The sequence below is a fragment of the Bradyrhizobium sp. Pa8 genome, assembly GCF_052588265.1.
Genome location: NZ_CP176767.1, coordinates 8,118,150 through 8,143,433 on the forward strand (window position 1 = coordinate 8,118,150; position 25,284 = coordinate 8,143,433).

27 protein-coding genes and 1 riboswitch are annotated in these 25,284 nt (G+C 64.9%); of the genes, 12 read left to right on the top strand and 15 right to left on the bottom strand.

The features are described from left to right. Positions 1 to 101: 101 nt before the first annotated feature. The gene (locus ACKWRH_RS38430; protein WP_445217785.1) at positions 102 to 581 is read right to left on the bottom strand and encodes a MaoC family dehydratase; all 480 of its coding nucleotides are present in this window, start codon (positions 579 to 581) and stop codon (positions 102 to 104) included. Continuing rightward, positions 581 to 1,033, bottom strand: a complete 453-nt coding sequence (locus ACKWRH_RS38435; protein ID WP_354178439.1) for a MaoC family dehydratase — start codon at positions 1,031 to 1,033, stop codon at positions 581 to 583. The genes ACKWRH_RS38430 and ACKWRH_RS38435 overlap by 1 nt, the downstream gene beginning before the upstream one ends. Before the next feature lie 181 nt (positions 1,034 to 1,214). Here ACKWRH_RS38435 and ACKWRH_RS38440 point away from each other — a divergent pair, with 181 nt between their 5' ends. Next, complete coding sequence (locus ACKWRH_RS38440; protein ID WP_445217786.1) at positions 1,215 to 1,511, top strand: DUF4282 domain-containing protein; 297 nt, start codon at positions 1,215 to 1,217, stop codon at positions 1,509 to 1,511. Positions 1,512 to 1,612: 101 nt separating this feature from the next. Here ACKWRH_RS38440 and ychF read toward each other — a convergent pair whose 3' ends face one another. The 4 genes from ychF to ACKWRH_RS38460 form a co-directional block, all read right to left on the bottom strand. Beyond that, complete coding sequence (gene ychF / locus ACKWRH_RS38445; RefSeq protein ID WP_028151572.1) at positions 1,613 to 2,710, bottom strand: redox-regulated ATPase YchF; 1,098 nt, start codon at positions 2,708 to 2,710, stop codon at positions 1,613 to 1,615. A gap of 54 nt (positions 2,711 to 2,764) precedes the next feature. Then, on the bottom strand, positions 2,765 to 3,370 hold the full coding sequence (pth, locus tag ACKWRH_RS38450; RefSeq protein WP_014492012.1) for an aminoacyl-tRNA hydrolase: 606 nt from the start codon (positions 3,368 to 3,370) through the stop codon (positions 2,765 to 2,767). A gap of 58 nt (positions 3,371 to 3,428) precedes the next feature. Then, a complete protein-coding gene (locus tag ACKWRH_RS38455) occupies positions 3,429 to 4,145 on the bottom strand; it encodes a 50S ribosomal protein L25/general stress protein Ctc (RefSeq protein WP_445217787.1) in 717 nt (238 codons plus the stop codon). Between the two features lie 199 nt (positions 4,146 to 4,344). Next, positions 4,345 to 4,605 carry an accessory factor UbiK family protein gene (locus tag ACKWRH_RS38460; RefSeq protein ID WP_259256184.1) on the bottom strand — a complete coding sequence of 87 codons (261 nt, stop codon included), beginning with the start codon at positions 4,603 to 4,605 and terminating at the stop codon, positions 4,345 to 4,347. A 167-nt stretch (positions 4,606 to 4,772) separates the two neighbouring features. On the opposite strand from ACKWRH_RS38460, the gene ACKWRH_RS38465 reads away from it, so the two are divergent. From ACKWRH_RS38465 to ACKWRH_RS38505, 9 genes are all read left to right on the top strand, one after another. Then, on the top strand, positions 4,773 to 5,504 hold the full coding sequence (locus ACKWRH_RS38465) for a dienelactone hydrolase family protein (RefSeq protein ID WP_445217788.1): 732 nt from the start codon (positions 4,773 to 4,775) through the stop codon (positions 5,502 to 5,504). Between the two features lie 14 nt (positions 5,505 to 5,518). Then, positions 5,519 to 6,364, top strand: coding sequence for a prolipoprotein diacylglyceryl transferase (gene lgt, locus ACKWRH_RS38470; RefSeq protein ID WP_445217789.1), 846 nt, complete (start codon positions 5,519 to 5,521; stop codon positions 6,362 to 6,364). A 21-nt stretch (positions 6,365 to 6,385) separates the two neighbouring features. Beyond that, positions 6,386 to 7,504 (top strand): class I SAM-dependent methyltransferase, encoded by a 1,119-nt coding sequence (locus tag ACKWRH_RS38475; protein WP_445217790.1) that lies wholly within the window; start codon positions 6,386 to 6,388, stop codon positions 7,502 to 7,504. Continuing rightward, on the top strand, positions 7,501 to 8,268 hold the full coding sequence (gene pgeF / locus ACKWRH_RS38480; RefSeq protein ID WP_445217791.1) for a peptidoglycan editing factor PgeF: 768 nt from the start codon (positions 7,501 to 7,503) through the stop codon (positions 8,266 to 8,268). The genes ACKWRH_RS38475 and pgeF overlap by 4 nt, the downstream gene beginning before the upstream one ends. 72 nt (positions 8,269 to 8,340) lie before the next feature. Further along, positions 8,341 to 9,273: a MerR family transcriptional regulator gene (locus ACKWRH_RS38485; RefSeq protein WP_445217792.1), complete on the top strand. Its 933-nt coding sequence runs from the start codon at positions 8,341 to 8,343 to the stop codon at positions 9,271 to 9,273. A 121-nt stretch (positions 9,274 to 9,394) separates the two neighbouring features. Then, positions 9,395 to 10,003 carry a hypothetical protein gene (locus tag ACKWRH_RS38490; RefSeq protein WP_445217793.1) on the top strand — a complete coding sequence of 203 codons (609 nt, stop codon included), beginning with the start codon at positions 9,395 to 9,397 and terminating at the stop codon, positions 10,001 to 10,003. 193 nt (positions 10,004 to 10,196) lie between these two features. Next, positions 10,197 to 11,150, top strand: a complete 954-nt coding sequence (locus ACKWRH_RS38495) for a ribose-phosphate pyrophosphokinase (RefSeq protein ID WP_445217794.1) — start codon at positions 10,197 to 10,199, stop codon at positions 11,148 to 11,150. Positions 11,151 to 11,360: 210 nt separating this feature from the next. Beyond that, positions 11,361 to 12,389 (top strand): putative zinc-binding metallopeptidase, encoded by a 1,029-nt coding sequence (locus ACKWRH_RS38500; protein ID WP_445217795.1) that lies wholly within the window; start codon positions 11,361 to 11,363, stop codon positions 12,387 to 12,389. After that, complete coding sequence (locus ACKWRH_RS38505; protein WP_014492001.1) at positions 12,386 to 13,420, top strand: D-alanine--D-alanine ligase family protein; 1,035 nt, start codon at positions 12,386 to 12,388, stop codon at positions 13,418 to 13,420. Before ACKWRH_RS38500 ends, ACKWRH_RS38505 begins: the two co-directional genes overlap by 4 nt. Before the next feature lie 118 nt (positions 13,421 to 13,538). Here ACKWRH_RS38505 and ACKWRH_RS38510 read toward each other — a convergent pair whose 3' ends face one another. The 9 genes from ACKWRH_RS38510 to ACKWRH_RS38550 all read right to left on the bottom strand — a co-directional run bounded on the left by ACKWRH_RS38510 (position 13,539) and on the right by ACKWRH_RS38550 (position 23,090). Beyond that, entirely contained in the window at positions 13,539 to 13,997 is a 459-nt protein-coding gene (locus ACKWRH_RS38510) for an SRPBCC family protein (RefSeq protein WP_445217796.1), read from the bottom strand. 10 nt (positions 13,998 to 14,007) lie between these two features. Then, on the bottom strand, positions 14,008 to 14,847 hold the full coding sequence (locus tag ACKWRH_RS38515; protein WP_445217797.1) for an XdhC family protein: 840 nt from the start codon (positions 14,845 to 14,847) through the stop codon (positions 14,008 to 14,010). Positions 14,848 to 14,858: 11 nt separating this feature from the next. Further along, the gene (locus ACKWRH_RS38520; protein ID WP_445217798.1) at positions 14,859 to 16,067 is read right to left on the bottom strand and encodes a vWA domain-containing protein; all 1,209 of its coding nucleotides are present in this window, start codon (positions 16,065 to 16,067) and stop codon (positions 14,859 to 14,861) included. Further along, positions 16,064 to 16,930 (bottom strand): AAA family ATPase, encoded by an 867-nt coding sequence (locus ACKWRH_RS38525; protein WP_445217799.1) that lies wholly within the window; start codon positions 16,928 to 16,930, stop codon positions 16,064 to 16,066. The genes ACKWRH_RS38520 and ACKWRH_RS38525 overlap by 4 nt, the downstream gene beginning before the upstream one ends. A 2-nt stretch (positions 16,931 to 16,932) precedes the next feature. Then, the gene (locus ACKWRH_RS38530) at positions 16,933 to 19,353 is read right to left on the bottom strand and encodes an aerobic carbon-monoxide dehydrogenase large subunit (RefSeq protein ID WP_445217800.1); all 2,421 of its coding nucleotides are present in this window, start codon (positions 19,351 to 19,353) and stop codon (positions 16,933 to 16,935) included. Continuing rightward, complete coding sequence (locus tag ACKWRH_RS38535) at positions 19,350 to 19,850, bottom strand: (2Fe-2S)-binding protein (RefSeq protein ID WP_445217801.1); 501 nt, start codon at positions 19,848 to 19,850, stop codon at positions 19,350 to 19,352. The genes ACKWRH_RS38530 and ACKWRH_RS38535 overlap by 4 nt, the downstream gene beginning before the upstream one ends. Positions 19,851 to 19,863: 13 nt before the next feature. Further along, positions 19,864 to 20,727, bottom strand: a complete 864-nt coding sequence (locus ACKWRH_RS38540; protein WP_445217802.1) for an FAD binding domain-containing protein — start codon at positions 20,725 to 20,727, stop codon at positions 19,864 to 19,866. Between the two features lie 357 nt (positions 20,728 to 21,084). Beyond that, positions 21,085 to 22,287, bottom strand: a complete 1,203-nt coding sequence (locus ACKWRH_RS38545) for an MHYT domain-containing protein (protein ID WP_445217803.1) — start codon at positions 22,285 to 22,287, stop codon at positions 21,085 to 21,087. Between the two features lie 251 nt (positions 22,288 to 22,538). Continuing rightward, a complete protein-coding gene (locus tag ACKWRH_RS38550) occupies positions 22,539 to 23,090 on the bottom strand; it encodes a 6,7-dimethyl-8-ribityllumazine synthase (protein WP_445217804.1) in 552 nt (183 codons plus the stop codon). 74 nt (positions 23,091 to 23,164) lie between these two features. Further along, positions 23,165 to 23,340, bottom strand: a riboswitch (FMN riboswitch). Between the two features lie 387 nt (positions 23,341 to 23,727). Here ACKWRH_RS38550 and ACKWRH_RS38555 point away from each other — a divergent pair. Together ACKWRH_RS38555 and proC are read left to right on the top strand one after the other, a co-directional pair. Beyond that, positions 23,728 to 24,228 (top strand): YbjN domain-containing protein, encoded by a 501-nt coding sequence (locus ACKWRH_RS38555; protein ID WP_028169834.1) that lies wholly within the window; start codon positions 23,728 to 23,730, stop codon positions 24,226 to 24,228. A gap of 191 nt (positions 24,229 to 24,419) precedes the next feature. Then, positions 24,420 to 25,256, top strand: coding sequence for a pyrroline-5-carboxylate reductase (gene proC, locus ACKWRH_RS38560; protein ID WP_445217805.1), 837 nt, complete (start codon positions 24,420 to 24,422; stop codon positions 25,254 to 25,256). Positions 25,257 to 25,284 lie beyond the last annotated feature (28 nt).

Consider the following 25,284-nt stretch of genomic DNA (forward strand, 5'->3'; position numbering starts at 1 on the left):
GTCACCATGTTGAGCAGGCTTATGGCAGCCGCCCGGAATCGCGTCCATAGCGCGGAGGCAACACTCGCGTACACATTTGGACCGTTCATCTTGGAACAGGTCTAACCGGCCTTCCGCATCGGCACGAAGGCGCTGGCGGTGATGGAATAGACCTCCTCGCCGCGCTGGTTGGTGCCGGTGGTGCGGGCCGTCAGAATGCCCCAGCCTGGGCGCGAGGCGGAGCTGCGCTTGTCGATGACTTCATTGACGTAGGCGACGGTGTCGCCGGCGAGCACCGGCCTGAGCCAGTGCAGGTCGCGAAAGCCCGGCGACGGCCCCCACACCGCAACCTCCTCGCCGCGCGACGCGGCCTCACGCGCCAGACGCTGGCCGTCGGCGACAAGCAGGCTCATGCAGGCCGAGCCGACGTGCCAACCGGAAGCTGCGAGCCCGCCGAACAGCGAGTTCTTGCCTTCTTCCTCGTCGAGATGGAAGCGCTGCGGATCGAACTTTGCGGCGAAAGTCTTGATGGACTCCGCGGTGAACGTATAGGCGCCGATCTCGCGGCGGTGGCCAATCTCGATCTCCTCGAAGAAGGGCATCAGACTGCTCCCTCGCGCCGCTTGATCAGGATCGGCGAGGTCATCTCGCACAGCGCCTCGCCCTTGGCGTTGCGCACCGTGCATTTGAATTTGACGATGCCGAGCTCCGGGCGGCTCTTCGACGTGCGCGCCTCCAACACGTCGACGTCGAGCATGAGGTCGTCGCCGGGCCGCAAGGGCGACAGCCAGCGCACCTCGTCGACGCCGGGCGAGCCGAGCGAAGCGGCGCGTGTGATGAAGCCATCGGCCATCATCCGCATCATCAGCGAGCAGAGATGCCAGCCCGAGCCGGACAGGCCGCGCAGCATGCTCTTGGCCGCGGCCTCCTCATCGAGGTGCATCGGCTGCGGATCGAACTCGGCGGCGAAAGCCAAGATCTCGTCGCGGGTGACATGGCGCGGGCCGAATGTTCCGAACCGGCCGGGCGGGAAATCTTCGAAGGTCAGGGTCATCTTGGGATTGGTTGGCGGAAATGACAGATTGTGGCCGCAGTTTGCGGCAATCTCAACCCGCTGGCCCGCATGGCTCGTGCTACATAAGACGCGGCGGCTTTGATCTGAGTCGGATCAGCCGAGGGCCAGGATCCGTCGGTCGAGGCCCGATTTGAAGTCCCGATTTGCCCTGGGGAGAGCAATGTTTTCATTCAGCGACCTGTTTCAATGGGACCGCTTCATCACGCCGACGATCATCAAGACCTTCTACTGGCTGGTGATCGCGCTGATCTGCCTGTTCGGCCTCTCCGGAGTCTTCTCCGGTCTGGCGGCGATGGCGATCAGCCCGTTCGGCGGCTTCCTGGTGCTGCTGTCGTCGATCGCGAGCGTCGTCGTCGGCATCGTGTTCTCGCGCATCGCCGCGGAGCTGATCCTGATCGTCTTCCGCATCAACGAACATCTCGGCGCGATCCGCGATCAGGGCGGCGGGGCGCGGTAGCTCGTCATTGCGAGGAGCGAAGCGACGAAGCAATCCAGTCTGTCACCGCGGAAACAGTCTGGATTGCTTCGCTTCGCGCGCAATGACGGGGAGGAAAGACCTTACGTATTAAACCTGAAATGCATCACGTCGCCGTCGGCGACGACGTATTCCTTGCCTTCGAGACGCAGCTTGCCGGCATCGCGGGCGCCGGCTTCGCCGTTCAGCGCGACATAGTCTTCATACGCAATCGTCTCGGCGCGGATAAAGCCCTTCTCGAAGTCGGTGTGGATCACACCGGCGGCCCCCGGAGCCTTGGTGCCGCGATAGATGGTCCAGGCACGCGCTTCCTTCGGGCCCACCGTGAAATAGGTGATGAGGTCGAGCAGGGTGTAGCCGGCGCGGATCAGCCGATCGAGGCCGGCTTCTTCGAGACCCAGCGTCTCCAGGAAGTCGGCGCGCTCCTCGCGCGAAATGGTGGCGATCTCGGATTCGATCTTGGCGGAGATGACGACGGCAACCGCGCCTTCCTTGGCCGCCTGCTCCTCCACCGCCTTTGAGAACGAATTGCCCGTTGCGGCCGAGCCTTCCTCGACGTTGCAGACATAGAGCACGGGCTTGGACGACAGCAGGCCGAGCATCCCGAAGGCGCGCTCCTCCTCCGCCTTGCGCTCGACGAGGCGGGCGGGCTTGCCCTCGCGCAGCAGCACAAGCGTGCGGTTGACGAGGTCGAGCTGCTCCTTGGCGTCCTTGTCGTTGCCCTTGGCCTTCTTCGTGAGGTTGTCGACGCGCTTCTCGAGGCTGTCGAGGTCGGCGAGCATCAGCTCGGTCTCGATGGTCTCGATGTCGGCGAGCGGGGCGATCTTGCCCTCGACATGGGTGATGTCGGAATCCTCGAAGCAGCGCACGACATGCGCGATGGCGTCGACCTCGCGGATGTTGGCGAGGAACTGGTTGCCGAGGCCTTCACCCTTGGAAGCGCCACGCACGAGGCCGGCGATGTCGACGAAGGTCAGCCGGGTCGGGATGATCTGCGCCGATTTGGCGATGGCCGAGAGCTTGTCGAGCCGCGGATCGGGCACGGCGACTTCGCCGACATTCGGCTCGATGGTGCAGAACGGATAGTTCGCGGCCTGCGCCGCGGCCGTCTCGGTCAGCGCATTGAACAAGGTCGACTTGCCGACATTGGGCAACCCGACGATCCCGCATTTAAATCCCATGGTCGTCCTCTATCCGTATTCGTCATGGCCGGGCCTGACGGAGAAAACGGCGCCCTATTCCTTGCCGTTCTCGTCCTTGGTCAAAAAGCCCTTCGCCTGCATGGCGAGATGCACCCTGTTGGCGAAGGTCGCGTCCGTGCCTTTGGCAACCAGTGCCGCGTGCTCGGCCACCGCCTCGCACAACGTCGCCACCCAGTCGTTGTCGGCCTTGGCGAAGTCCGACAGCACGTGGCCGTGCACCAGTTCCTTGACGCCGGGATGACCGATGCCGAGCCGGACCCGGCGATAGTCGTTGCCGATGTGCGCCGAGATCGAGCGCAGGCCGTTGTGGCCGGCGATGCCGCCGCCGATCTTCACCCGCACCTTGCCCGGCGGCAGTTCGAGCTCGTCATGGAACACGGTGACGTCGCCGGGCGCGATCTTGAAGAAGCTTGCCGCCTCCTGAACGCTACGGCCGGAGTCATTCATGTAGGTCGTCGGCTTGAGCAGGATGATGCGCTCAGTGCCGAGCGCACCTTCCGAGGTCTCGCCCTGAAAACGACGGCGCCATGGCGAGAAACCATGACGCCGCGCGATCTCGTCGACGGCCATGAAGCCGATATTGTGCCGGTTACGTGCGTATTTAGCGCCGGGATTGCCGAGCCCAACAAAGAGTCGCATGACGCGGCGCGCCCCTCGCTCGGCGCGCGATCAGGGACCGCGCGCCAGCTTTGAGAGATTACTTCTTCTTGTCGCCGCCGGCGGGAGCCTTGGCAGCCGCAGCCGGAGCAGCAGCACCCGCAGCCGGAGCCGCAGCGCCAGCCGCCGGAGCAGCCGCAGCAGCGCCCGGAGCTGCAGCCGCAGCCGCGGCCTTCTGCTCTTCGGCGTAGCCGGACGGCGGCACGATGGTGACGAGGGTCGCGTCCTCGCGGGTCAGTGCCTTCACGCCGGCCGGCAGCTTGATGTCGGCCAGATGCAGGGAGTGACCGATTTCGAGTGAGCCGACATCAGCCTCGATGAATTGCGGGATGCTCTCGACGCCGCATTCGAGGTCGATCGAATGCGCGACGATGTTGACAGCGCCGCCGCGCTTCACGCCGGGCGAACCTTCGGCCTTCACCACGTGCAAGGGCACGCTGATGCGGATGGTGGCGCCTTCGCCGAGCCGCATGAAGTCGACATGGATCGGGAAGTCCTTGACCGGATCGAGGTGATAGTCGCGCGGAATCACGCGGTGCTTCTTGCCGTCGAGCTCGACGTCGACCAGCGTGGTCAGGAACCGGCCGGCGAGGATGCGCTGGCGCAATTCACGATCGTCAACCGAGATCGGGAGCGGGGGCTGGTTGTTACCATAGATCACTCCGGGCACTCTCCCGGCGCGACGCTCTGCCCGGGCGGCCCCCTTGCCGCTCTTCGGACGTGCGGTCGCCTTCAATTCCTTGACGGTCGTCGCCATAGTCTAAGTCCTTGTTTTTGCAAAAGTTAATGGGCCGCAGCGCGGCCCATGGTGCAGTTCGCAGCAAGCCTCCAGGGGTGCGGGGGCCGCGAACTTGGCGGGCTTTTACCCGGAAGATGCGGAAATGACAAGGAGAATGGCCCGCCCGGCGGGGTTCCCACCCTCCCCTGGAGGGGGAGGGTAAGCGAGAGCAGCGGCCTTACGTCGGCGTTCCGCCGAGCTTGGCCTCCAGAGCCACGATCCGCGCCTTCAGGGCCTCGTTCTCCTCGCGGGCGAGGCGGGCCATGTCCTTGACCGCCTCGAACTCCTCGCGCTTGACCAGATCCATGTCGCGCAGGAATTTCTCGGCCTGGGTGCGCATCACGGTGTCGAACTCGCGCTTGACGCCCTGGGCAGCACCGGCGGCGTCGTTCATGAGGCGGCCGATCTCGTCGAAAAACCGGTTGTTGGTCTGGGTCATGTCGGTCTCCTGGCGGCCTCAGATAAACTTTGCGCGAACGCGCGAAAAGACAATGGCAATCCGGGCGAAACGGTTCAAGGGCCGATCGGCGGTATCCTTGTCATGCCCCGGTTTCCTTGCAATCGTATTCAACGTCCCTGCATAACAAGAATCAGAAGGCGCACGAGATGATCGATCAGCAGATCGCGATTCCCACCAAGGACGGCCACACCGCAACCTTCATCACCCATCCCGAACGCGGCGGGCCGTTTCCGGTCATCCTGTTCTACATGGATGCGCCGGCAATCCGCGAGGAGCTGCGCGACATGGCGCGTCGGCTCGCCACCTCGGGCTATTACGTGATGCTGCCGAACCTCTATTACCGCTCCGGCGTGATGGAGCTCGGCACGCTGCCGGCCGATCCGAACGCGCCCGAGCGCAAGCGCATGTTCCAGCTCATGGCCTCGCTCAACATTCCCATGATCATGGAGGACACCAGGGCCCTGCTCACCTATGCCGAGGGCCAGGCGGCTGCCAATACGAAAATCGTCGGCACCGTCGGCTATTGCATGAGCGGCCGTTACGCCGTCAACGCGGCCACGCACTTTGCCGACCGCGTCAAGGCCGCCGCCTCGATCTACGGAACGCATCTGGCGACCGACGAAGACAACAGCCCGCATCTCGCCGCCGGCAAGACCAAGGCCGAGCTCTATTTCGCCTGCGCCGAGACCGACATCTACGCGCCCGCCGAGGTCATCGAGAAGGTCAAGCAGGGCATGAGCGGAGCCAAGGCCGAGGTCGAGATCTATCCCGGCACGCATCACGGCTTCGCCTTCCCCAAGCGTCCGGTCTACGACCGCGACGCTGCCGAGCGGCATTGGGAGCGTCTGCTGGCGCTCTATCGCCGCAATCTCGTTTAAGTCTAGAAAGCCTGATGCCCTTTCTGCTCATCGACTTTCCCGCCTTCAAGCCGATCGCGATCGAGATCGGTCCGTTCGCGATCCGCTGGTATGCGCTGGCCTATATCAGCGGCATCGTGTTCGGCTGGCTCTATGCGCGCTCGCTGCTGAAGAAAGAGCGCCTGTGGAGCGGCCCCGCGCCGATGTCGCTGGTGCAGATCGACGACTTCATCCTGTGGGTCACGCTCGGCATCATCCTCGGCGGCCGCACCGGATACGTGCTGTTCTACAATCTGCCCTTCTTCATCGATCACCCCGCTGCGATCTTCAAATTGTGGGAGGGCGGCATGTCCTTCCATGGCGGCTTCCTCGGCTGCGTCGTCGCGGTGATGTGGTTTGCCTATCGCAACCGCATCTCGATCCTGTCGCTGGGCGACATCACCACGGCGGTCGCCCCGATCGGGCTGCTGCTCGGGCGCATCGCCAATTTCATCAATGGCGAATTGTGGGGCCGCGCCACCGACCCCAGCCTGCCCTGGGCGATGATCTTCCCCAACGATCCCTCGCAGCTGCCGCGCCATCCGAGCCAACTCTATGAGGCCGGCATGGAGGGCATCCTGCTGTTCACCGTGCTCGCGATCATGATCCGTTTCGGCGCCCTGAAGCGGCCCGGCATGATCCTCGGCGCCTTCATCCTGATCTACGGCCTGACCCGCATTGCCGGCGAGCATTTCCGCGAGCCGGACGTCCAGCTCGGCTTCCTCTGGGGCGGATTAACCATGGGCATGCTGTTGTCGATCCCGATGCTTATTGTAGGCCTCATACTTATTGTATTGGCTATCAGGCGCGGCGCACCGAAGCCCGCCGGGGCCATCAATTAATTCCTTTCGAGAAGACAGACCGTGACCGAACAGCCGCTACTCAACGAGATCAAGGCGCTGATCAAATCCTCAGGCCCGATGCCGGTCTGGCGGTACATGGAACTGTGCCTGATGCATCCGCGCTATGGCTATTACGTCTCGCGCGATCCGCTCGGGCGCGAAGGCGACTTCACCACCGCGCCCGAGGTCAGCCAGATGTTCGGCGAGCTTCTGGGCCTGTGGACCGCCTCGGTGTGGAAGCAGATGGGCTCGCCGCAATTCCTGCGGCTGATCGAGCTCGGCCCCGGCCGCGGCACCATGATGGCGGATGCGCTGCGCGCACTGCGCGTGCTGCCGCCGCTCTACCAGGCGCTTCACGTCCACATGGTCGAGGTCAATCCCGTGCTGCGCGAGCGGCAGAGTGCGACGCTGGCGGGCGTGCGCAACATCGCCTGGCACGACAGCATCGACGACGTGCCGGAAGGCCCGAGCATCATCCTCGCCAACGAATATTTCGACGTGCTGCCGATCCACCAGATGGTGAAACGCGAGCACGGCTGGCATGAGCGCGTGATCGAGATCGACCCCAACGGCAAGCTTCAATTCGGCGCGGCAACCGACCCGACGCCGCGCTTCGACGTGCTGCTGCCGCCCCTGGTGCGCGCCGCTCCCGTCGGCGCCGTGTTCGAATGGCGGCCCGACGGCGAGATCATGAAGCTCGCCACGCGCGTGCGCGACCAGGACGGCGCGGCGCTGATCATCGACTACGGCCATCTGCGCAGCGATGCCGGCGACACCTTCCAGGCGATCGCGCGCCACACCTTCACCGATCCCCTGAAGGCGCCGGGCCAGGCCGACGTTACCGCCCATGTCGACTTCCAGGCGCTGGCGCGCGCGGCCGAGGATGTCGGCGCCCGCGTGCACGGCCCGGTGACGCAGGGTGATTTCCTCAAGCGTGTCGGCATCGATACCCGCGCAGCTGCCCTGATGCAGAAGGCGACGCCTGACGTCGCCACCGACATTTCGGTGGCGCTCAAGCGCCTGACCGATACCGGGCGCAGCGGCATGGGCTCGATGTTCAAGGTGCTCGGCATCTCCGAACCGCGGCTGACCGGCATCGCCGGCCTCAGCGACCTCGAACGGACCGGAGGCGCCTCATGACGCTTGCTTCGTCGCTGCTGTCGGCCGTGCCCGGCCTGCGCCATGCCTTCTTCACCCGCGAGGGCGGCGTCTCGGGTGGGATTTATTCGGCGCTCAATGGCGGGCTCGGCTCCAACGACGATCCGGCGCATGTCGCGGAAAACCGCCGCCGCATGGCCGAGCATGTCGGCGTCGCGCCGGAGCGCTTCATCAGCCTGCACCAGATCCATTCGCCGGACGCGCTCGTCGCCGAAGCGCCGTGGCCGAGCGGGCCGCGGCCGAAGGGCGATGCGCTGGTGACCAAGACGCCCGGCATCGCGCTCGGCGTCTCCACCGCCGATTGCGGGCCGGTGTTGTTCGTCGACCCCAACGCGCGCGTGATCGGCGGTGCCCATGCCGGCTGGAAGGGCGCGCTGACCGGTGTGCTGGAGTCGACGATCTCGGCGATGGAGAAACTCGGCGCCACGCGCAGCGGCATCATCGCCGCGATCGGCCCCTTGATCCGCCAGGACAGCTACGAGGTCGGCAACGAGTTCGTGGCGCGTTTCATCGAGGCGGACGCGGACAACGCCATGTTCTTCATCCCGTCGGTGCGCGCCGGACACGCGATGTTCGACCTCGCCGGCTTCATCCGGAAGCGGCTCGAAGCCGCCGGCATCCTGATGATCGACGATCTTGGTCTGGACACCTACGCCGATGAGCGCTTCTTCAGCTATCGCCGCTCGGTGCATCGCAAGGAGCCGGATTACGGCCGCCACATTCACGCGATCGCGCTCGAGGGGTAAGCTGGCCGTCGCGTCGTTCCTGCTTCAAAACGGCCTTGACTCTCCACCTGCTGGAAACCGCAGAAAAGCGGAATGAAGCAACGCACCTACAGCATCGGCGAAGCGGCACGGCTCTGCGGCATCTCGGTCCGCAAGCTTCGCTTCTATTCGGACGAGGGATTGTTGCCGCCTGCAGACCGAACTGCGAGCGGCTACCGCGTCTTCACGGATAGCGAACTTGTCCGACTGGAGCTCATCCGCTGTCTCCGTGATGCCGGCCTTGGCCTGGATGCGATCCGGGAGGTCCTCTGCCAGGAGCTGTCGCTTGCCGAGGCTCTGAAGCTGCGGCTCGAAGCGCTGGAGGCGGAGATCGCCGCTCAGCGCCGTGTCGCCGCCGCGCTGCGGGCTGCGTTGCGTTCACCGCAACTCACCGAAGCCGACCTGAGGAGATTTTGGAGCATGACGCAACTGTCCCGCGTGGAACGACGCAACGTGGTTGAACGCTTTTTTGAAAGAGTGTCCGACGGCATCAACATCGATCAGGAATGGGTCCGCCAGATGGTGGAAGCGACCGTCCCGGAACTGCCCGACGAGCCGACGCCTGAGCAATGCGACGCATGGATCGAGCTTGCAGCCCTCCTGAGCGATCCCTCCTTCATCGCCAATATGCGAGCCAACGCCGGCGATGTCTGGGATCGCGAGGTCATCGATATGAAGGCCTGTCAGGAAGCAAGCGACGCCATAGTGCTCAGGGCGAAGCAAGCCATCGAACAGGGGCTTGAACCGTCATCCGCGCAAGCCAATGAGCTGGCGCGGGATTGGCTGGAGATCTCGGCTCGCCTGATGAACCAGAAGCCCGACGCCGGCTTCCGTAACTGGATGCGCACGAAATATGTCCGGCACGATGCTCGCGGAAACCGCTATTGGGAACTGGTGGCCATCATGAGAGGGCAGTCCCCCGACTCCAGCCCAAACCGGGAATGGGTGTGGATCCAGGCTGCGATGCGACATCATCTGGCAGCCTGAGCGAGCATGCACATCGCGGCCGGGTCGCCCACCGGCCCCGGCCGCGATGCGCTCCAGAGGGCCGAAGTAGCATTCCCGCCCTAGACGTTAATGCGTTTTAACGATATCGCTGCCCTCCATAATGAGGGACGCGTCATTCATCCTGGGCCGCGCGGGTTCGCGTGTGCTGGCGGTCATGCTGCTGGCGGTAGCGACCGCGCTTGGCGGCTGCGCCGGCGGCGGCGCCAACTCCTATGCGATGGCGCCGAGCGCCGGCTTAGGGGCGACCGTGGCCTTCGAATCGATCGACGGGCCGCCTCCGCAGGTGTTCGACCGCATGGTCGGCGTGCTCGACAGCGAATCCAAGCTGCGCAGCCTGTCCGTCGTCTCCCGCGAGGGGACGGCTGCCTATCGCGTGCGCAGTTACCTCTCCGCCCAAATCGTGCGCGGCAAGACCGTGATCGCCTGGGTCTGGGACGTCTACGACGCCAACCAGCAGCGGGCATTGCGCCTCTCCGGCGAGGAACTGACCGCCGCCAAGGGCGGCCGCGATCCTTGGGGCGCCGCCGACGACCTCGTGCTGCGGAAGATCGCCCAGGCCGGATTCAGCGGACTTTCCAACATGATCAACGGCACGCCGGACGCGCCGAGCACTGTTCCGGGCTTGCGGGGACCGGCGGTGGCCAGCGTGATCCCGGAGGCTCCGGCGGCCGAGATTCCGGCCTCGGCACTCGGCTATGCCGAGCGATAACCCCCGCTAAACCACGGCCCCAAGTTGCGGCCAAACCGTTGGCCCGACTCAGGATTTCGGAGGGAAAACGTAGCATCCCGGGTTGCCATTGCAGCCCCCGGCCTGATATTTCCTCGCCCGTCGTAACCGTGCTTCCAGTGGGTATTCTCTGATGTTGAACGTCGTATCCAGCAAAGCGCGGGAGGAAGCGTCCATGTCGGCCAAAAACGGCTCCATCAAGCTTGTCGCCGGCAACTCAAACCCGGCTCTCGCGCAGGCCATCGCGCAGGGCCTCGACATGCCGCTGACCAAGGCGGTGGTCCGGCGCTTCGCAGACATGGAGATCTTCGTCGAGGTCCAGGAGAACATCCGCGGCTCGGATGCCTTCATCATCCAGTCGACGTCGTTTCCGGCGAATGACAATCTCATGGAGCTCTTGATCATCACCGACGCGCTTCGCCGCTCCTCGGCGCGCCGCATCACCGCAGTGATCCCCTATTTCGGCTATGCCAGGCAGGACCGCCGCTCCGGCTCGCGCACGCCGATTTCGGCCAAGCTCGTCGCCAATCTGATCACCCATGCCGGCGTCGACCGCGTCATGACGCTCGACCTGCATGCCGGCCAGATTCAGGGCTTCTTCGATATCCCGACCGACAATTTGTTCGCCGCCCCCCTGATGGTGCGCGACATCCGCGAACGTTTCGACCTCAGCAAGGTGATGGTGGTCTCGCCTGATGTCGGCGGCGTGGCCCGCGCGCGCGGCCTCGCCAAGCGCATCAACACCCCGCTCGCAATCGTCGACAAGCGCCGCGAACGTGCCGGCGAATCCGAAGTCATGAACGTGATCGGCGACGTCTCCGGCTACAGCTGTATCCTGGTCGACGACATCGTCGATTCCGGCGGCACGCTGGTGAACGCGGCCGACGCTCTGATCGCCAAGGGCGCCAAGGATGTCTACGCCTACATCACCCATGGCGTGCTCTCCGGCGGCGCGGCGGCCCGCATCACGAACTCCAGGCTGAAGGAGCTCGTGATCACCGACTCGATCCTGCCGACGGACGCGGTGACCAAGGCTCCGAACATCCGCACGCTGCCGATCGCCAGCCTGATCTCGGACGCCATCGCGCGCACCGCGGCGGAAGAGTCGGTGTCGAGCCTGTTCGACTAGACCGTCACTCTCGTAGGGTGAGCAAAGGCGCAGAGCGCCGTGCCCACCTTTTTTATTGCCACGAAGAAGGCGGGCACGCTTCGCTTTGCCCACCCTACGGCGTTGAGTGCTGACGCGCCGCAGCACGCCTCACAGACCCCACGGGTTGTTGCCGGCTGCCGCCCATGACATCATCCCGATACCAAACCATCTCTGCCCCCTGGATTCCTGATGCCGCGCCGGAAATTTGCCTGGGAGAAGCTGTCGGATGACGAGTTGCTCAAGCAGCGCCTCTCCAGCCTGAGGGTTACGGTCAAAGGCACCTGGCTCGAGGACTGCGTCAGCACGCTCCATGAGGAGCTCGAAGAGCGAGGCATCCGGCTGCGGCCGCACACATGGATCTCGAGCGAATGGTTCAGTCCGGGCGATGTGCCGGGCATCGCCATCCCCTTCTATCTCGCTCATCCCCGCCTGATGAAGCTCGAGAAGAAGATGATGTTCGACGTCGAGGGCGGGACCTGGCGCGAGTGCATGGCCATCCTCCGGCACGAGGCCGGCCATGCCATGCAGCACGGCTATCAGCTGCAGCGCCGCCGGCGCTGGCAGCAGCTGTTCGGCCCGTCGTCGAAACACTACCCGCGCTACTATCGGCCCAATCCTGCCAGCAGGCGCTACGTCCAGCATCTCCGGCTCTGGTACGCGCAGAGCCATCCGGATGAAGATTTCGCCGAGACCTTTGCGGTGTGGCTGCGGCCGCGCTCGAACTGGCGGACGCGTTACGCCGGCTGGCCCGCACTGAAGAAGCTCGAATATGTCGACGAGCTGATGAGCGAGATCGCGGGAAAGCGGCCGCTGATCACGACGCGAGAACGTGTCGATACGCTGGGCCGGCTCAGCCAGACGCTCGAAGACCATTACAAGAAGAAGCAGGAGTTCTACGCCTTCACGCCGCCGAAGACCTACGACCGCGACCTCTCCAGGCTGTTTTCAGCCGATCCACGGCATCACCGCTCAAAGCCGGCTTCGGCCCTGATCAGGCGCCACCGCGCGCAGATCAGGCAACTGGTCGCGCGGTGGACGGGCGAGAACCAGCTTACGCTCGATGCCGTCCTCGATGAAATGATCTCCCGCTGCCGTGAGCTCGACCTGCGCGCCGTCGGCCCCGAACAGAAGCTCGTTCTCGATTTCACCGTCCTCGTGACCGCCAAGACGATGCACGCGCTGTTTGGCCCGTCTCGGCGCAAATGGATCGCGCTATGAGACGCTCACGCATTCTGGTCCTGATGCATCCGGACTTCATGCCTCCGGACTCAAGCGACGGATACACCGCGCAGGAAATCAACGCGTGGAAGACGGAATACGACGTGGTGAGCACCTTGCGCGCGGCCGGCCACGAGGTTCGCGCCCTCGGCGCGCAGGACGAAATTAAGCCGGTGCGCGAGGCGATCGAGGAGTTCAAGCCGCACGTGGTTTTCACGTTGCTGGAGGAATTCCACAACAACGTCGCCTACGACCAGCACATCGCCAGCTATCTCGAGCTGATGAAGGTCCCCTATACCGGATGCAATCCGCGCGGCCTGATCCTGGCGCGCGGCAAGGATTTGTCCAAGACGCTGGTGCATCACCGCCGGATCGCCGCGCCGGCCTTCGCCGTTTTCCCGATGCGCCGCAAGGTGAAACGCCCGACGCGCCTTGCGCTGCCGCTGATCGTCAAGAGCCTGAACATGGACGGGTCCTTCGGCATCTCGCAGGCCTCGATCGTCGATACCGACGAGAAGCTCGCGGAGCGCGTCGCCTTCATCCACGAGCGGGTCGAATCCGCCGCCATCGCCGAGCAGTTCATCGAGGGGCGCGAGCTTTATGTCGGCGTGCTCGGCAACAACCGGCTGCGCGTGCTGCCGGTTTGGGAACTGAAATTCGGCAGCATGGGCGGGCGCAGATCACGGCACATCGCCACGGAGAAAGCCAAGCACGACACCGACTATCAGGAGAAGCTCGGCATCGTCGACGGACCGGCGAAGGACCTCGCGCCCGAAGTCACCGCGCGCATCCAGCGCGCCGCGAAGCGCATCTACCGGGCGCTTGGCCTCGACGGCTACGCGCGCATCGATTTTCGTCTCGCCGCCGACGGCACGCCGTATTTCATCGAAGCCAATCCCAACCCCGAGATCGCCAAGAGCCAGGAGTTCGCCACGGCGGCCCAACATGCCGGGCTCAAATATCCGGATCTCCTGCAGCGCATCCTGACGCTCGGGATCAGCAGGGCCAAGGCGGGGGTGTCGTTGGGGTGAGCGTAGGGTGGATTAGCGAAGCGTAATCCACCTCTTTTATCTCCGTAGAGACAGAAGCGGCGGATTACGCCGGCGGACTACGCTTCGCGCAGCCGCGGGCTAATCCACCCTACGGCAGCTAGCCTGCCTCGGCCTTCGCGCTCACCACGTCGGCAAATGACTTGAAGAACTCGCCGGCCAGCTTCGTCGCGGTCGAATTGATCAGCCGCGCTCCCAACTGCGCGAGCTTGCCGCCGATCTGCGCATCCACTTCGTAATGCAACACCGTCACGTCGGCACTCTCGGATTCCAGCCGCACCAGCGCGCCGCCCTTGGCGAAGCCGGCGACGCCGCCGGAACCCTCGCCCGAGATGCGATAGGAGTTGGGCGGATCGAAATCGGACAACGTCACCTTGCCGCTGAACGTCGCCTTCACCGGGCCGACCTTGAAGACCACGGTCGCCGTCATCTCGTTCGGCGCGGTCACGTCGAGCGACTGGCAGCCGGGGATGCACTGTTTCAGCACAGCGGGATCGTTCAGCGCCGCCCAGACCTGTTCGCGCGAGGCGGGGATACGCTGGCTGTCGTTCATCTGCATGATCGGTGTCTCACTCTCTGCTTGTGACTTGGGTCGCGGCGCGCTGGTCGCGCCGTCGTTCTTGCGTGATCTCGGCGAGGATCGACATCGCGATCTCCTCCGGCGTAATCGCGCCGAGATCGAGGCCGGCCGGCGCCTTGAAATCGTCGATCGCAGCAGCGCTGACGCCTTCCGCGATCAGTTTTGCGCGCAGCGACGCCATCTTGCGGCGGCTGCCGACGAAAGCGTGATAGTCGGCTTTGGTCGCGACCGCCGCGCGCAACGCGACTTCATCGCCTTTGCCTTGCGTCGAGACGACGACGAAGCGCTTGGCGTCGTTGAGCTCACCGAGCTGGTAACCGTCGATAATCGCGTCTGCATCCGGCTGCGCCGTGCGATCGGCAGCGGGCGCAGCGAGGGTAACGTGATAGCCGAGCACGCGCGCCTGCGCCGCGAGCGACAGCGCCACCGGGCTCGCACCGAGAATGACGAGCGAGGGATGCGGCAGCACCGGCTCGACAAAAATGTCCATGGTGCCCTTACTCGGGCACATGTTGCTGGCGAAGCGAATGCCATCGCGGCTCTCGCCCGCGCTGACGCCGAGCTCGGCCAGCAGGTTTTCCGGCTGCACCGAGACCATGCGCGGCTCGCCATCGGCGAGCGCCTCGCGCGCCGCCTTCAGCACCGCACCTTTGGCGCAGCCGCCGCCGATCCAGCCCGCGACGATGGTGCCGTCCGCCGCGATGATCGCTTTGGCGCCAGCCTTCGCCGCGGTCACCGACACCGTACGCACCACCGTCGCGAGCACGAAGGCACGCTCGGCGGCCTTCATCTGTGCGACTACATCAAGCACTTCGACATGAGCGGTCATCGGAAGCCTCCTCAAAGCTTCGCCAGATAGGGTTCGAGCGCGCGCAGGCTTTGCACCGAATTGGCGGGCGCGTAGAGATCGACATGCGGCAGTGCCGCCTTGATGCCGCGCGCCTCCGGCGTGTAGCCGTCCCAGGCCATCATCGGGTTGAGCCAGATGATGCGGCGGCAGCGGCGATGCAGCGCCGCCATTTCGCGGCCGAGCAAAGCGGCATCGCCGGTCTCGTAGCCGTCGGACACGATCATCACGCAGCTGCGCGAATGAATGACGCGTGCGGCGTGCCAGCGATTGAAGGTTTGCAGGCTTTCGCCGATTTTGGTGCCGCCACCCGCGCCTTGCGCCATGATCGAGAGCCGGTCGAGCGCGCGGCCGGCGTCCTTCTCCTTCATCGCGTCGGAGACGTAGGCGAGGCGCGTATGGAACAAAAACGCCTCGGCCTCGCGGAACTGGTCGAGCACACCGTGGATGAAGCGCAGGAAGACTGACGTGTACATGCTCATCGATCCCGAGGCATCGAGCAGAACGACCAGCCGCAACGGCTTGTCCTTGCGCTGGCGTTTCACCAGGCTGATAGGAACACCGCCATGGCTGATGTTGCGATGAATGGTGCGGCGGAGATCAAGCCGGTAGCCACGCCGGCGCGCGAGATCGCGCCGGGTCAGCCGCGTGCGCATGGCCTTGGCGAGGCGCGCGGCGGCCTCATGGGCCTGCGCGACCTGATCGGGATCGCTGAGCTTCCTGAAATCGACCTCGGCAAGATTGTCGGCGCGAGAGGCGCCTTCCATGCGCCCTTCGCCGGAGCGATCCTCAGGCACATCATCGGGCGACGGAAGCTGATCGGTGACGGATTGGCTCCTGCCCTGCTCTGCTGTCTTGTCCTGCAAACTCTTCAGCGACGGATTGCTAGCGCCGGGCGTAAAACCGACCGTACGGGAGCGTGAGCGCACGCGCTTGCCGAGCCAGAACGCGTCAAACAAACCGTCGAACTTGTCCCAGTCGGATTTGCGTGCCGAGAACAGGTGCTTGAACGCCGCGCGCAGCAGACCCGGCCGCGCGGCATAGCCCGATGACATCAGCGTCGCCGCATCCTGCCCTTCGGCGAGCCCGACGCGAAAGCCGGCCTCGCGCAGCGTGCGCAGGAACGCCGCAAGCTTCGTGGAGACGAGGCGCGAGACGTCGTTGAGGTCATCATGTCCGGGACTGGAGCCACAGCAACTCATGCGACCTTCCCCAGCAGGCGCTGCGTCACCTCTGGCGTGACACGGGCGCGGTCTTCGTGAGTCTTCAACAGGCAGACCAGCGTCTCGTGCACGGTCTCCGGCGCGTCGTGGAGATTGCTGACGTCGAGGCCGACGAGCGCTGCCGCCCAATCCAGGGTCTCTGCCACGCCCGGGACTTTTCGCAGCTCCTCCTTGCGCACACCCTCGACCATGCGCGCGATCTGGAGCGACAGCGACGGGCTGGCGCCCATGACGCGCGCCAGGATGATGCGGGTCTCGCGATCGACGTCGGGATAGTCGACATAGTGATAGAGGCAGCGCCGGCGCAACGCGTCGGAGAGCTCGCGTGTGCCGTTCGAGGTCAGCACGACATGCGGGATGGTGACCGCAGGGATGGTGCCGAGCTCGGGGATCGAGACCTGGAAGTCCGACAGCAGCTCCAGCAGGAAGGCCTCGAACTCGTCGTCGGCGCGGTCGATCTCGTCGATCAGCAGAACCGGCGCCTGTGCGCGGCGGATCGCGGCAAGCAGCGGACGCTCCAGCAGGTATTTTTCCGAGAAGACCTGATCCTCGATGCTGTCGGTGCCGCGATGCGCCTGGATCGCAAGCAGCTGGCGCTGGTAGTTCCACTCGTAGAGCGCGGAGGACTGATCGAGCCCCTCGTAGCATTGCAACCGGATCAGCTCGGTCGCGTGCACTTTTGCAAGTGCTTTCGCCACTTCCGTCTTGCCGACGCCCGCTTCGCCTTCGAGCAGCAGCGGACGCCGCAACAATTGCATCAGCGAGATCGCAGTCGCGAGGTCCGCATCGGCGATGTAGCCGGATGCGGCCAAGGCTTGCGCGATCTCGTCACGGCCCTTCATCGTCAGGCCACCGCGCCCAGATCCTTCGCCGCCTTCCAGTTGCGCCAGAAATCATGAGGCATCTGGATGTGCGTGCTGCCCAGGAACGAGAACGCGTCGTTGACGGCGTTGGAGAAGGCCGGCACGCCGCCGACATTCGGGCTCTCACCGACGCCCTTGGCGCCGATCGGGTGATGCGGCGACGGGGTGACGGTGAAGTCGGTTTCCCAATGCGGCGTCTCTACCGCAGTCGGCATGAAGAAGTCCATGAACGAGCCGGTGACGACGTTGCCGACCTCGTCGTAGCGGATCTCCTGGCCCATCGCGATGGCGAAGGCTTCGGTGAGGCCGCCATGCACCTGGCCCTCGATGATCATCGGGTTGATGCGGGTGCCGCAATCGTCGAGCGCGTAGAAGCGCCGGACCTTGTACACGCCGGTGTCGACGTCGATGTCCATCACGCAGAGATAGGCGCCGAACGGATAGGTCATGTTGGGCGGATCGTAATAGCTCACCGCCTCCAGCCCCGGCTCCATGCCCGGCGGGACCGAATTGTAAGCCGCCCAGCAGATATCCTTCATCGACATGAACTTCTCCGGCAGGCCCTTCACCCGGAAGCCGTCGATGTCGAATTCGAGATCGTCCTCGTGGACCTCGAGCTTGTAGGCCGCGATCATCTGCGCCTTGGCCTTGATCTTTCGCGCGGCCATGGCGATCGCGGCGCCGGCCACCGGCGTGGAGCGCGAGCCGTAGGTGCCGAGCCCGTAAGGTGCGGTGTCGGTGTTGCCCTCCTCCACCATGATGTTGTCGGCGGGAATGCCGATCTCGGTGGCGATGATCTGGGCCCAGGTGGTCTCGTGACCCTGGCCCTGGCTCTTGGTCCCCATGCGCGCGATGCCGGCACCGGTCGGGTGCATGCGGATCTCGCAGGAGTCGAACATCGCGATGCCGAGGATGTCGCAGTTCTTCGACGGGCCGGCACCGACGATCTCGGTGAAGAAGGAGATGCCGAGGCCCATGATCTCGCGGGTCTCGCCGCGCGCGAACGCGGCCCGCTTCTCCGCCTGCTCTTTCCGGAGTGCGGCGTAGCCGGTCGTCTCCATCATCTTGCGCATGGCGGTGTGGTAGTCACCGGAATCGTATTCCCAGCCTAGCGCCGAGTGATAGGGGAACTGCTCCGGCTTGATGAAGTTCTTCAGCCGCAACTCTGCCGGATCCATGTTGAGCTTCTGCGCCAGGATATCCATGGCGCGCTCGATGCAGTAGGCCGCCTCCGTGACGCGGAACGAGCAACGGTAGGCGACGCCGCCCGGCGCCTTGTTGGTGTAGACGCCATCGACAGCCAGATGTGCGGTCGGGAAGTCATAGGAGCCGGTGACGATGTTGAAGAAGCCGGCCGGCCATTTCGACGGGTCGGCGCAGGCGTCGAACGCGCCGTGATCAGCGAGCACGTGCACACGCAGGCCCGTCACCTTGCCGTCCTTGGTCGCGGCGATCTCGGTCGTCATGTGATAGTCGCGCGCGAACGAGGTCGCGGTGAGGTTCTCGATGCGGTCCTCGACCCATTTGACCGGCTTGCCGGTGACGATGGAGGCCACGGCCGCGCAGATGTAGCCGGGATAGGCGCCGACCTTGTTGCCGAAACCGCCGCCGATGTCGGGGGCGATGACGTGGATCTTGTGCTCCGGCAGCTTGGCGATCAGCGCCACCACCGTGCGGATCACGTGCGGGGCCTGGAACGTGCCGTAGATCGTCAGCTCGCCCTTGATCTTGTCGAACGAGCAGACGCACTGGCAGGTCTCCAGCGGCGACGGATGGGTGCGGTGATAGGAGATCATCTCCTTGATCTTGACCTCGGCCTTGTTGAAGGCCGCATCGGTCAATTCCTTGTCGCCGACGGTCCACTCGAAGATGTGGTTGTCGTGCTTGCGCGGACCATGCGCGCCGGACATCTTACCGACGAGATCCTCGCGCAGCACCGGCGCGTTCGCCTCCATCGCCTTGAAGGGATCGACCAGCGGGGGCAGCGGCTCGTATTCGACGATGACCGCGTTGATGCCGTCATCGGCGGCATAGCGGTCGGTCGCGACGACGAAGGCGACCTCCTGGTTCTGGAACAGCACTTTTCCGTCGGCCAGCACCATCTGCACGTCGCCGGCGAGCGTCGGCATCCAGGCGAGATTCACCGTCTTCAGCGTCTCCGCGGTGATGACCGCGAGCACGCCGGGCACCTTCAGCGCCTCGCTGTCGTCGATCTTCTTGACGCGCGCATGCGGGTGCGGCGAGCGGACGAAATCGCCATGCAGCATGCCCGGCAGCTTGACGTCGTCGACATAATTGCCCTTGCCCTGCGTGAAGCGGATGTCCTCGACGCGCTTGCGCTTGCAGCCCATGCCTTCGAGTGCGGCGGTGCGTTGTTCCCGCGTGGGAGTGAGGTCGTTCATTCTGCGGCCTCCTGGAATTCCACGCCGTTGATCTTGGCGCTAGCGTATTGAATGGCTTTGACGATGTTCTGGTAGCCGGTGCAGCGGCAGATGTTGCCGGAGATGCCCATGCGGATTTCCGGCTCGCTCGGCGAGGGATTTTCCTTCAGCAGCCGATGCGCGCGGACAATCATGCCGGGCGTGCAGAAGCCGCATTGCAGGCCGTGCATCATGCGGAAACCTTCCTGGAGCGCAGACAGCGTGCCGTCGGCATTGGCCATGCCTTCGACCGTGGTGATGTCGCTGCCCTCGGCCTGCACCGCGAACATGGTGCAGGACTTCACCGACATGCCGTCGATGTCGACGGTGCAAGCGCCGCAATGCGTGGTCTCGCAGCCGATATGGGTGCCGGTCATCTGCAGATTCTCGCGGATGAAGTGCACCAGCAGCGTGCGCGGCTCGACGAGGCCTTCGACCTCCGCGCCGTTCACCTTCATGGTCACATGTGTTTTGGCCATCGATCCTCTCCTCTTATTTCGCGACGGAAGCAGCGCGCTGCAGCGCCCGCGTCACCATGATGCCGCCGACATGCTTTCGGTATTCGACCGGCCCCCGCGCATCGGCGGCCGGGGCCATGATCGCTTCGGCTGCGGCTGCGGCCTTCTTCAAGGTCGCCGCATCGAGGCTGGTGCCGATCACGGCGTTGGCGGCATCGGTGGCGAGCAGCGGCGTCTCGTGGACGTTGGTGAGTCCAATCGCGCAGGTCGCGACCTTGCCGCCGGCCATGGTGAGCACGACAGCAGCTGCCGCGGTGGCGTAGTCGCCAACCTTGCGCTTGAGCTTTTCGTAGGCGTAGCCGTGGCCGGCTGCCGGCACGGGAACCGAGACTGATGTGAGGATTTCGCCAGGCTCGAGCGCGGTGAAATAGGCACCCTGGTAGAAATCGGCCGCCGCGACGTCGCGGGAGCCACCCGGGCCTTCGAGGCGATAGGTTGCCCCCAAGGTCATCATCAGCGCCGGCATGTCATTGCCGGGATCGCCATTGGCGACATTGCCGCCGATCGTGCCGCGGTAGCGCACCTGCGGGTCGGCGATCAGCAGCGCCGCTTCATGCAGGATCGGCATCGACTTGGCGACGTCGTCCGAGGCCAGCAACTCGTGCTGGGTGGTCATCGCACCGATGACCAGATTGTTGCCGTCGCGGCCGATGCCCTTGAGGGCAGCGATGCCGTGCAGGTCGATCAGATGGGCGGGGGTGGCGAGCCGGAGCTTCATCATCGGCACCAGGCTGTGCCCGCCGGCCAGGGGCCGTGCATCCTCGCCGAGGTCTGACAATAGCTTGACGGCATCGGCGACACTCGCCGGCCGGTGATAGCTGAATGAGCCTGGGATCATCATCTCCTCCTCATCATCCTCTGGCGCGTGACGGCGCGGACGTTGGAGGGAGGCTCACTCCGAGAGGGGCGGCCCGCAATCATTCGGGCACGGAACAGCGGATTTCGCACGAGTTGCGGCGGGCGGCGCACGAATTGCGTCAGGGGCAGCGACGTATGGCACGGATGCGCACCCTCCCCGGGAGGGGGGAGGGTCGCTTCGCATGGAGCGAAGCGCAATGCGGAGCGGGGTGGGGTGATCTCTCCACACGGGCACCGTCCGCATGGAGAGATCACCCCACCCCGCTCGCGCTGCGCGCGATCGACCCTCCCCCTCCAGGGGAGGGTAAGGGCGAGCACTTCCCGTGTGGTTTGAGGTCTACGCCTGCCGGCGGTTCGCCAGCCCCAGCCGCGCCTTCACCTCGGCGATCTTGGCCCGGCTCACGGGCACCCGGTGCGGCGACGGGCCGTCGAGCTCGAGCACGGCGCCATCCCCCTCTTTCCGGACCAGCGCGACATGGGGAATCGCGACGATATGGCTGCGGTGCACCCGCAGGAACAGCGAGGGATCGAGCTGGGCCTCGGCCTCCGAGATCGACCAGGGGCACATTCGTTCGCGGGTGCCGTCATGGACACGGGTGTAATGCGCATCCGCCCGCACGCTGCGGACATTGGCTGTCTCGATGAAGTGCGTGCCGTCGGCGCTCTCGACCGGCAACCGGGGAACCGGCGCGCGGGGCGGCTGGCCGAGACCGCCGAGCGGGGCCACCGGGCGCGGCGCTGCAGCCGGCGCAGCGATCAGTTCGATGGCGGCCGCCGCGACCGGCGAAGTAGCCGGTTCGGCAGCAACAGAGTTCGACGTCTGACGCCGTTGGTCGGGAACCAGCGACAGCAGGAAGCCGGCTGCGATGACGAAGCACAGCACTGCAACGATGATCGACAGGATTTGCTGCGACGCGGCAAGACCGCCGCCGACATGGTGATGCGCCGCGCCGGTCAGCGGCTCGAAATGCATGCCCAGCATCGCCGTGTAATGCATGCCGGAGACGGCGATGCCGAACGCAACCGAACTGACGATCAGCCGGACGCCCTCCTGCTGCGCCAGGAAGGCGCGCAAACCACCATAGGCGGTGACGATCGCCACCGCGACCGAGAGCAGCACCATAGTCCGGTCGTGGACGATACCGAAATGACCGGCGAGGCCGTGGATGCCGACATAATGCATGCTGGCGATGCCGACGCCGAGCAAAACGGCCGACGAGGCCACCCGCTTCAGGGATGGCTCGCCAATCGAGACAAAGAACAAGGAGATGCCGACCACCAGCGCGCAGATCAGGAACGAGATGATGGTGGGCAGGACGAGATAGACGGTGTCGGGCGGTAACGGCGCGGCCAGCATGCCGACGAAATGCATGGTCCAGATGCCGACGGCCAGAAACGCCGCTGCACCCGCGAGCAGCACGCGGTTACTGACGCCTGGCGTGTTGCGGATGCGAGCAGCAAGCGCAAAGCCGGTATAGCCACCCAGACTCGCGATCGCCACAGAGAGCGCGACGAGATAGGGATCGTGTCCTTCGAACATGATCTTGTCGGCCGCCCCGTCTCCACGGCACGGCCTCCTCCCGCCGCCGACTTTATAGGGACGGCGACGGGATTGACAATCAGCGGCGTGTGACTTGGCACCGTGCCAGACCCTCCTGGTGAGGAGGCGCGCAAGCGCCGTCTCCAGACGATGCTTCGCATCGCCTGGAGAACCATGCAGGCCCCACTGTGGTCTTCATCCTTCGAGACGCGCTAGCGCTCCTCAGGATGAGGATCGAGAGTCTTACTCCCTCACACAATTCCCGCCGCGACCTGGCCGCGCAGGCGCTCAAGCCCGAGCAGCGTGTTGGCGCAGGCTTCCGCGACCTCGACGCCCTTGATCGCAAAATGCCTGCGGAAGAAATCGTAGTGCACCTCGGTCTCATGGAATTGCTGCGGCGTCAGCACCGCGGAGAACACCGGCACCTCGGTGCGCAGCTGCACGTCCATCAGCGCCTTGATCACGGTGTCGGCGACGAATTCGTGGCGGTAGATGCCGCCGTCGACGACGAGGCCGGCCGCGACGATCGCGGTGTAGCGCCGCGTCTTGGCGAGGATCTGCGCATGCAGCGGGATCTCGAACGAACCCGGCACCTCGAACACGTCGACATGATTGAGGTGACGCAAGGCTGCCTCCTTCACGAAGGCGATGCGGGCCTCCTCGACCACGTCGCGATGCCAGCAGGCCTGCACGAAGGCCACCCGCTGCGGTTTCGCGAAGCGCGGATGCTCGGGTGCCGGATCCTGCGGAACCGGGGTGACTTCGGAAGTTTCGGTTTGGGGGTCTTGCAACATCTGATTCATGGCTTTCCTTCAAAGGACCAGAATCAGGGCACACGGAACGACAAGCAGCCGCACCTCGCGATGCGTCTGCCACCGACCGTTCTCTTTCATCCGGACTTTAACCGTCGGCTTCGGAGTTGCACCGAATCTGCTGACCCTTCCCTTCGGCAAAATTCCTTTTCAGGAAGATGCTTGGGGGAAGGCGCTCGCGGGCTTGGGCCTTGCGACCCTTACCGCCGGTGGGGACTTTCACCCCGCCCTGAGAACATCGGCCGCCCGGGATGAACGGCCTGACCGGAAATATGACGCCGCCCGGCGGCCGCAGCAAGCGCGTTCCGCATGAAAAACCGCATGGTCCCATGCCGCCATGACGGGTGTGGCCTCGCCCGGCGGAATTAACGATTGGCGCGCCATCGGCGAATCCGATTCCGATTTGTTCTCATTCGTTAAGAATTGTGGCGGAGATGAGCTGTGGACGAACGAGTCCTGGCTTGTGGACGGACTCGGCAGCCAGTTGCGCAGATTCCGCAAATCACATCACTTGATCCGCGACAGGCTCGCGCTGATCCGAGGGGATCGCGACAGCGACGTTGAGGGAGCGCGCCGGGCCGACCGCGTGCGTATCAAAGACAACAAAAAGGCAAGAGGTCGAGACGGAATGTCCCTGCTCGAAGGCACTATCGATTCCAGAAATCACCCGCTCGCGGTGGTCGAGGACATCGCTGCCAGCAACAACTGGCCGTTCGAACGCTCCGGCGAAGACGAGCTCACGATTGTCTCCAAGGGACAATGGACCGACTATCAGATCTCCTTCACGTGGATGGGCGAGATCGAGGCGCTGCATCTGGCCTGCGCCTTCGACATGAAGATTCCGGTTGCGCGGCGGAGCGAAGTGCAACGGCTGGTCGCCGCAGTCAACGAGCAGCTATGGGTCGGCCATTTCGATCTGTGGACCAACACCGGCATGATCATGCACCGCCAGGCCCTGGTGCTGCCGGGCGGGCTCACCGCCTCGACCGCGCAATGCGAAGCCATGCTCGCCGGCGCCATCCACGCCTGCGAGCGCTACTTTCCGGCGTTCCAGTTCGTGGTGTGGGCCGGCAAGACCACCGCGCAGGCGATGGACGCGGCGATGTTCGACACGGTGGGAGAGGCGTAAAGCCTCTCTCCAAGATAGTGAGGGGCGCGCGCCCTCCTCAGCGTCGTCCCGGACAAGCGGAGCGCAGATCCGGGCCCCCATACCGCGTGATTTCTCCGTATCGCGCGATGCTTGTTGCTCCGCCCTCCATCCACTAGAACCGCCTGTGGTTATGGGTCCCGGCCTTCGCCGGGACGACACCTTTGTTTGTGGTGACCACAGTGGCAGACAGCAGCACTCTCAAGAACATCACCGGCACCATCCTCCTCGCCGGCGCCGGCAAGATGGGCGGCGCGATGCTGACCGGATGGCTTTCGGGCGGGCTCGATCCGCGTCGCGTCGCAGTGATCGATCCGCACATCTCATCTGAGATCACCGCGCTTGCCGCCAACGGCGTTGCGCTCAATCCCGATGTCAGGTCCGCCGGCACGGTCGAGACTCTGGTCGTCGCGGTGAAGCCGCAGATGTTCCGCGAGGCCGGCGCCAAGCTGAAGCAATTCGTCTCGGACAAGACCTCGGTGGTCTCGATCATGGCGGGAACCACGATCGCATCGCTCGAAGAGGTCTGTGGCGGCGCCGTGGTGCGCGCGATGCCGAACACGCCGGCCGCGATCGGTCGTGGCATCACGGTCGCAGTCGCGGCGAAGAACGTCAGCACCGCGCAGCGCGCGGTGGCCGATGCGCTGCTGCGCGCCACCGGCTCGGTCGAATGGGTCGAGGATGAAGGCCTGATGGATGCGGTCACCGCGGTGTCCGGCTCAGGCCCGGCCTATGTGTTCCTGCTCGCCGAAGAGCTCGCGCGCGCCGGCGTCGAAGCCGGACTGCCCGAGGCGCTGGCGACGAAGCTGGCACGCGAAACCGTCGCCGGCTCTGGTGAACTTCTGCATCAGTCGGAGCTTCCGTCCAGCACGCTGCGCCAGAACGTCACCTCGCCCGGCGGCACCACCGCCGCGGCGCTCGGCGTACTGATGGGTGAGCCCGGCCTGCGCGATCTGATGATCCGCGCGATCGCGGCCGCGACGAAGCGGTCGAAGGAACTGGCGAAGTAGGCAGGTGTCGTAGGGTGGGTTAGCCCTG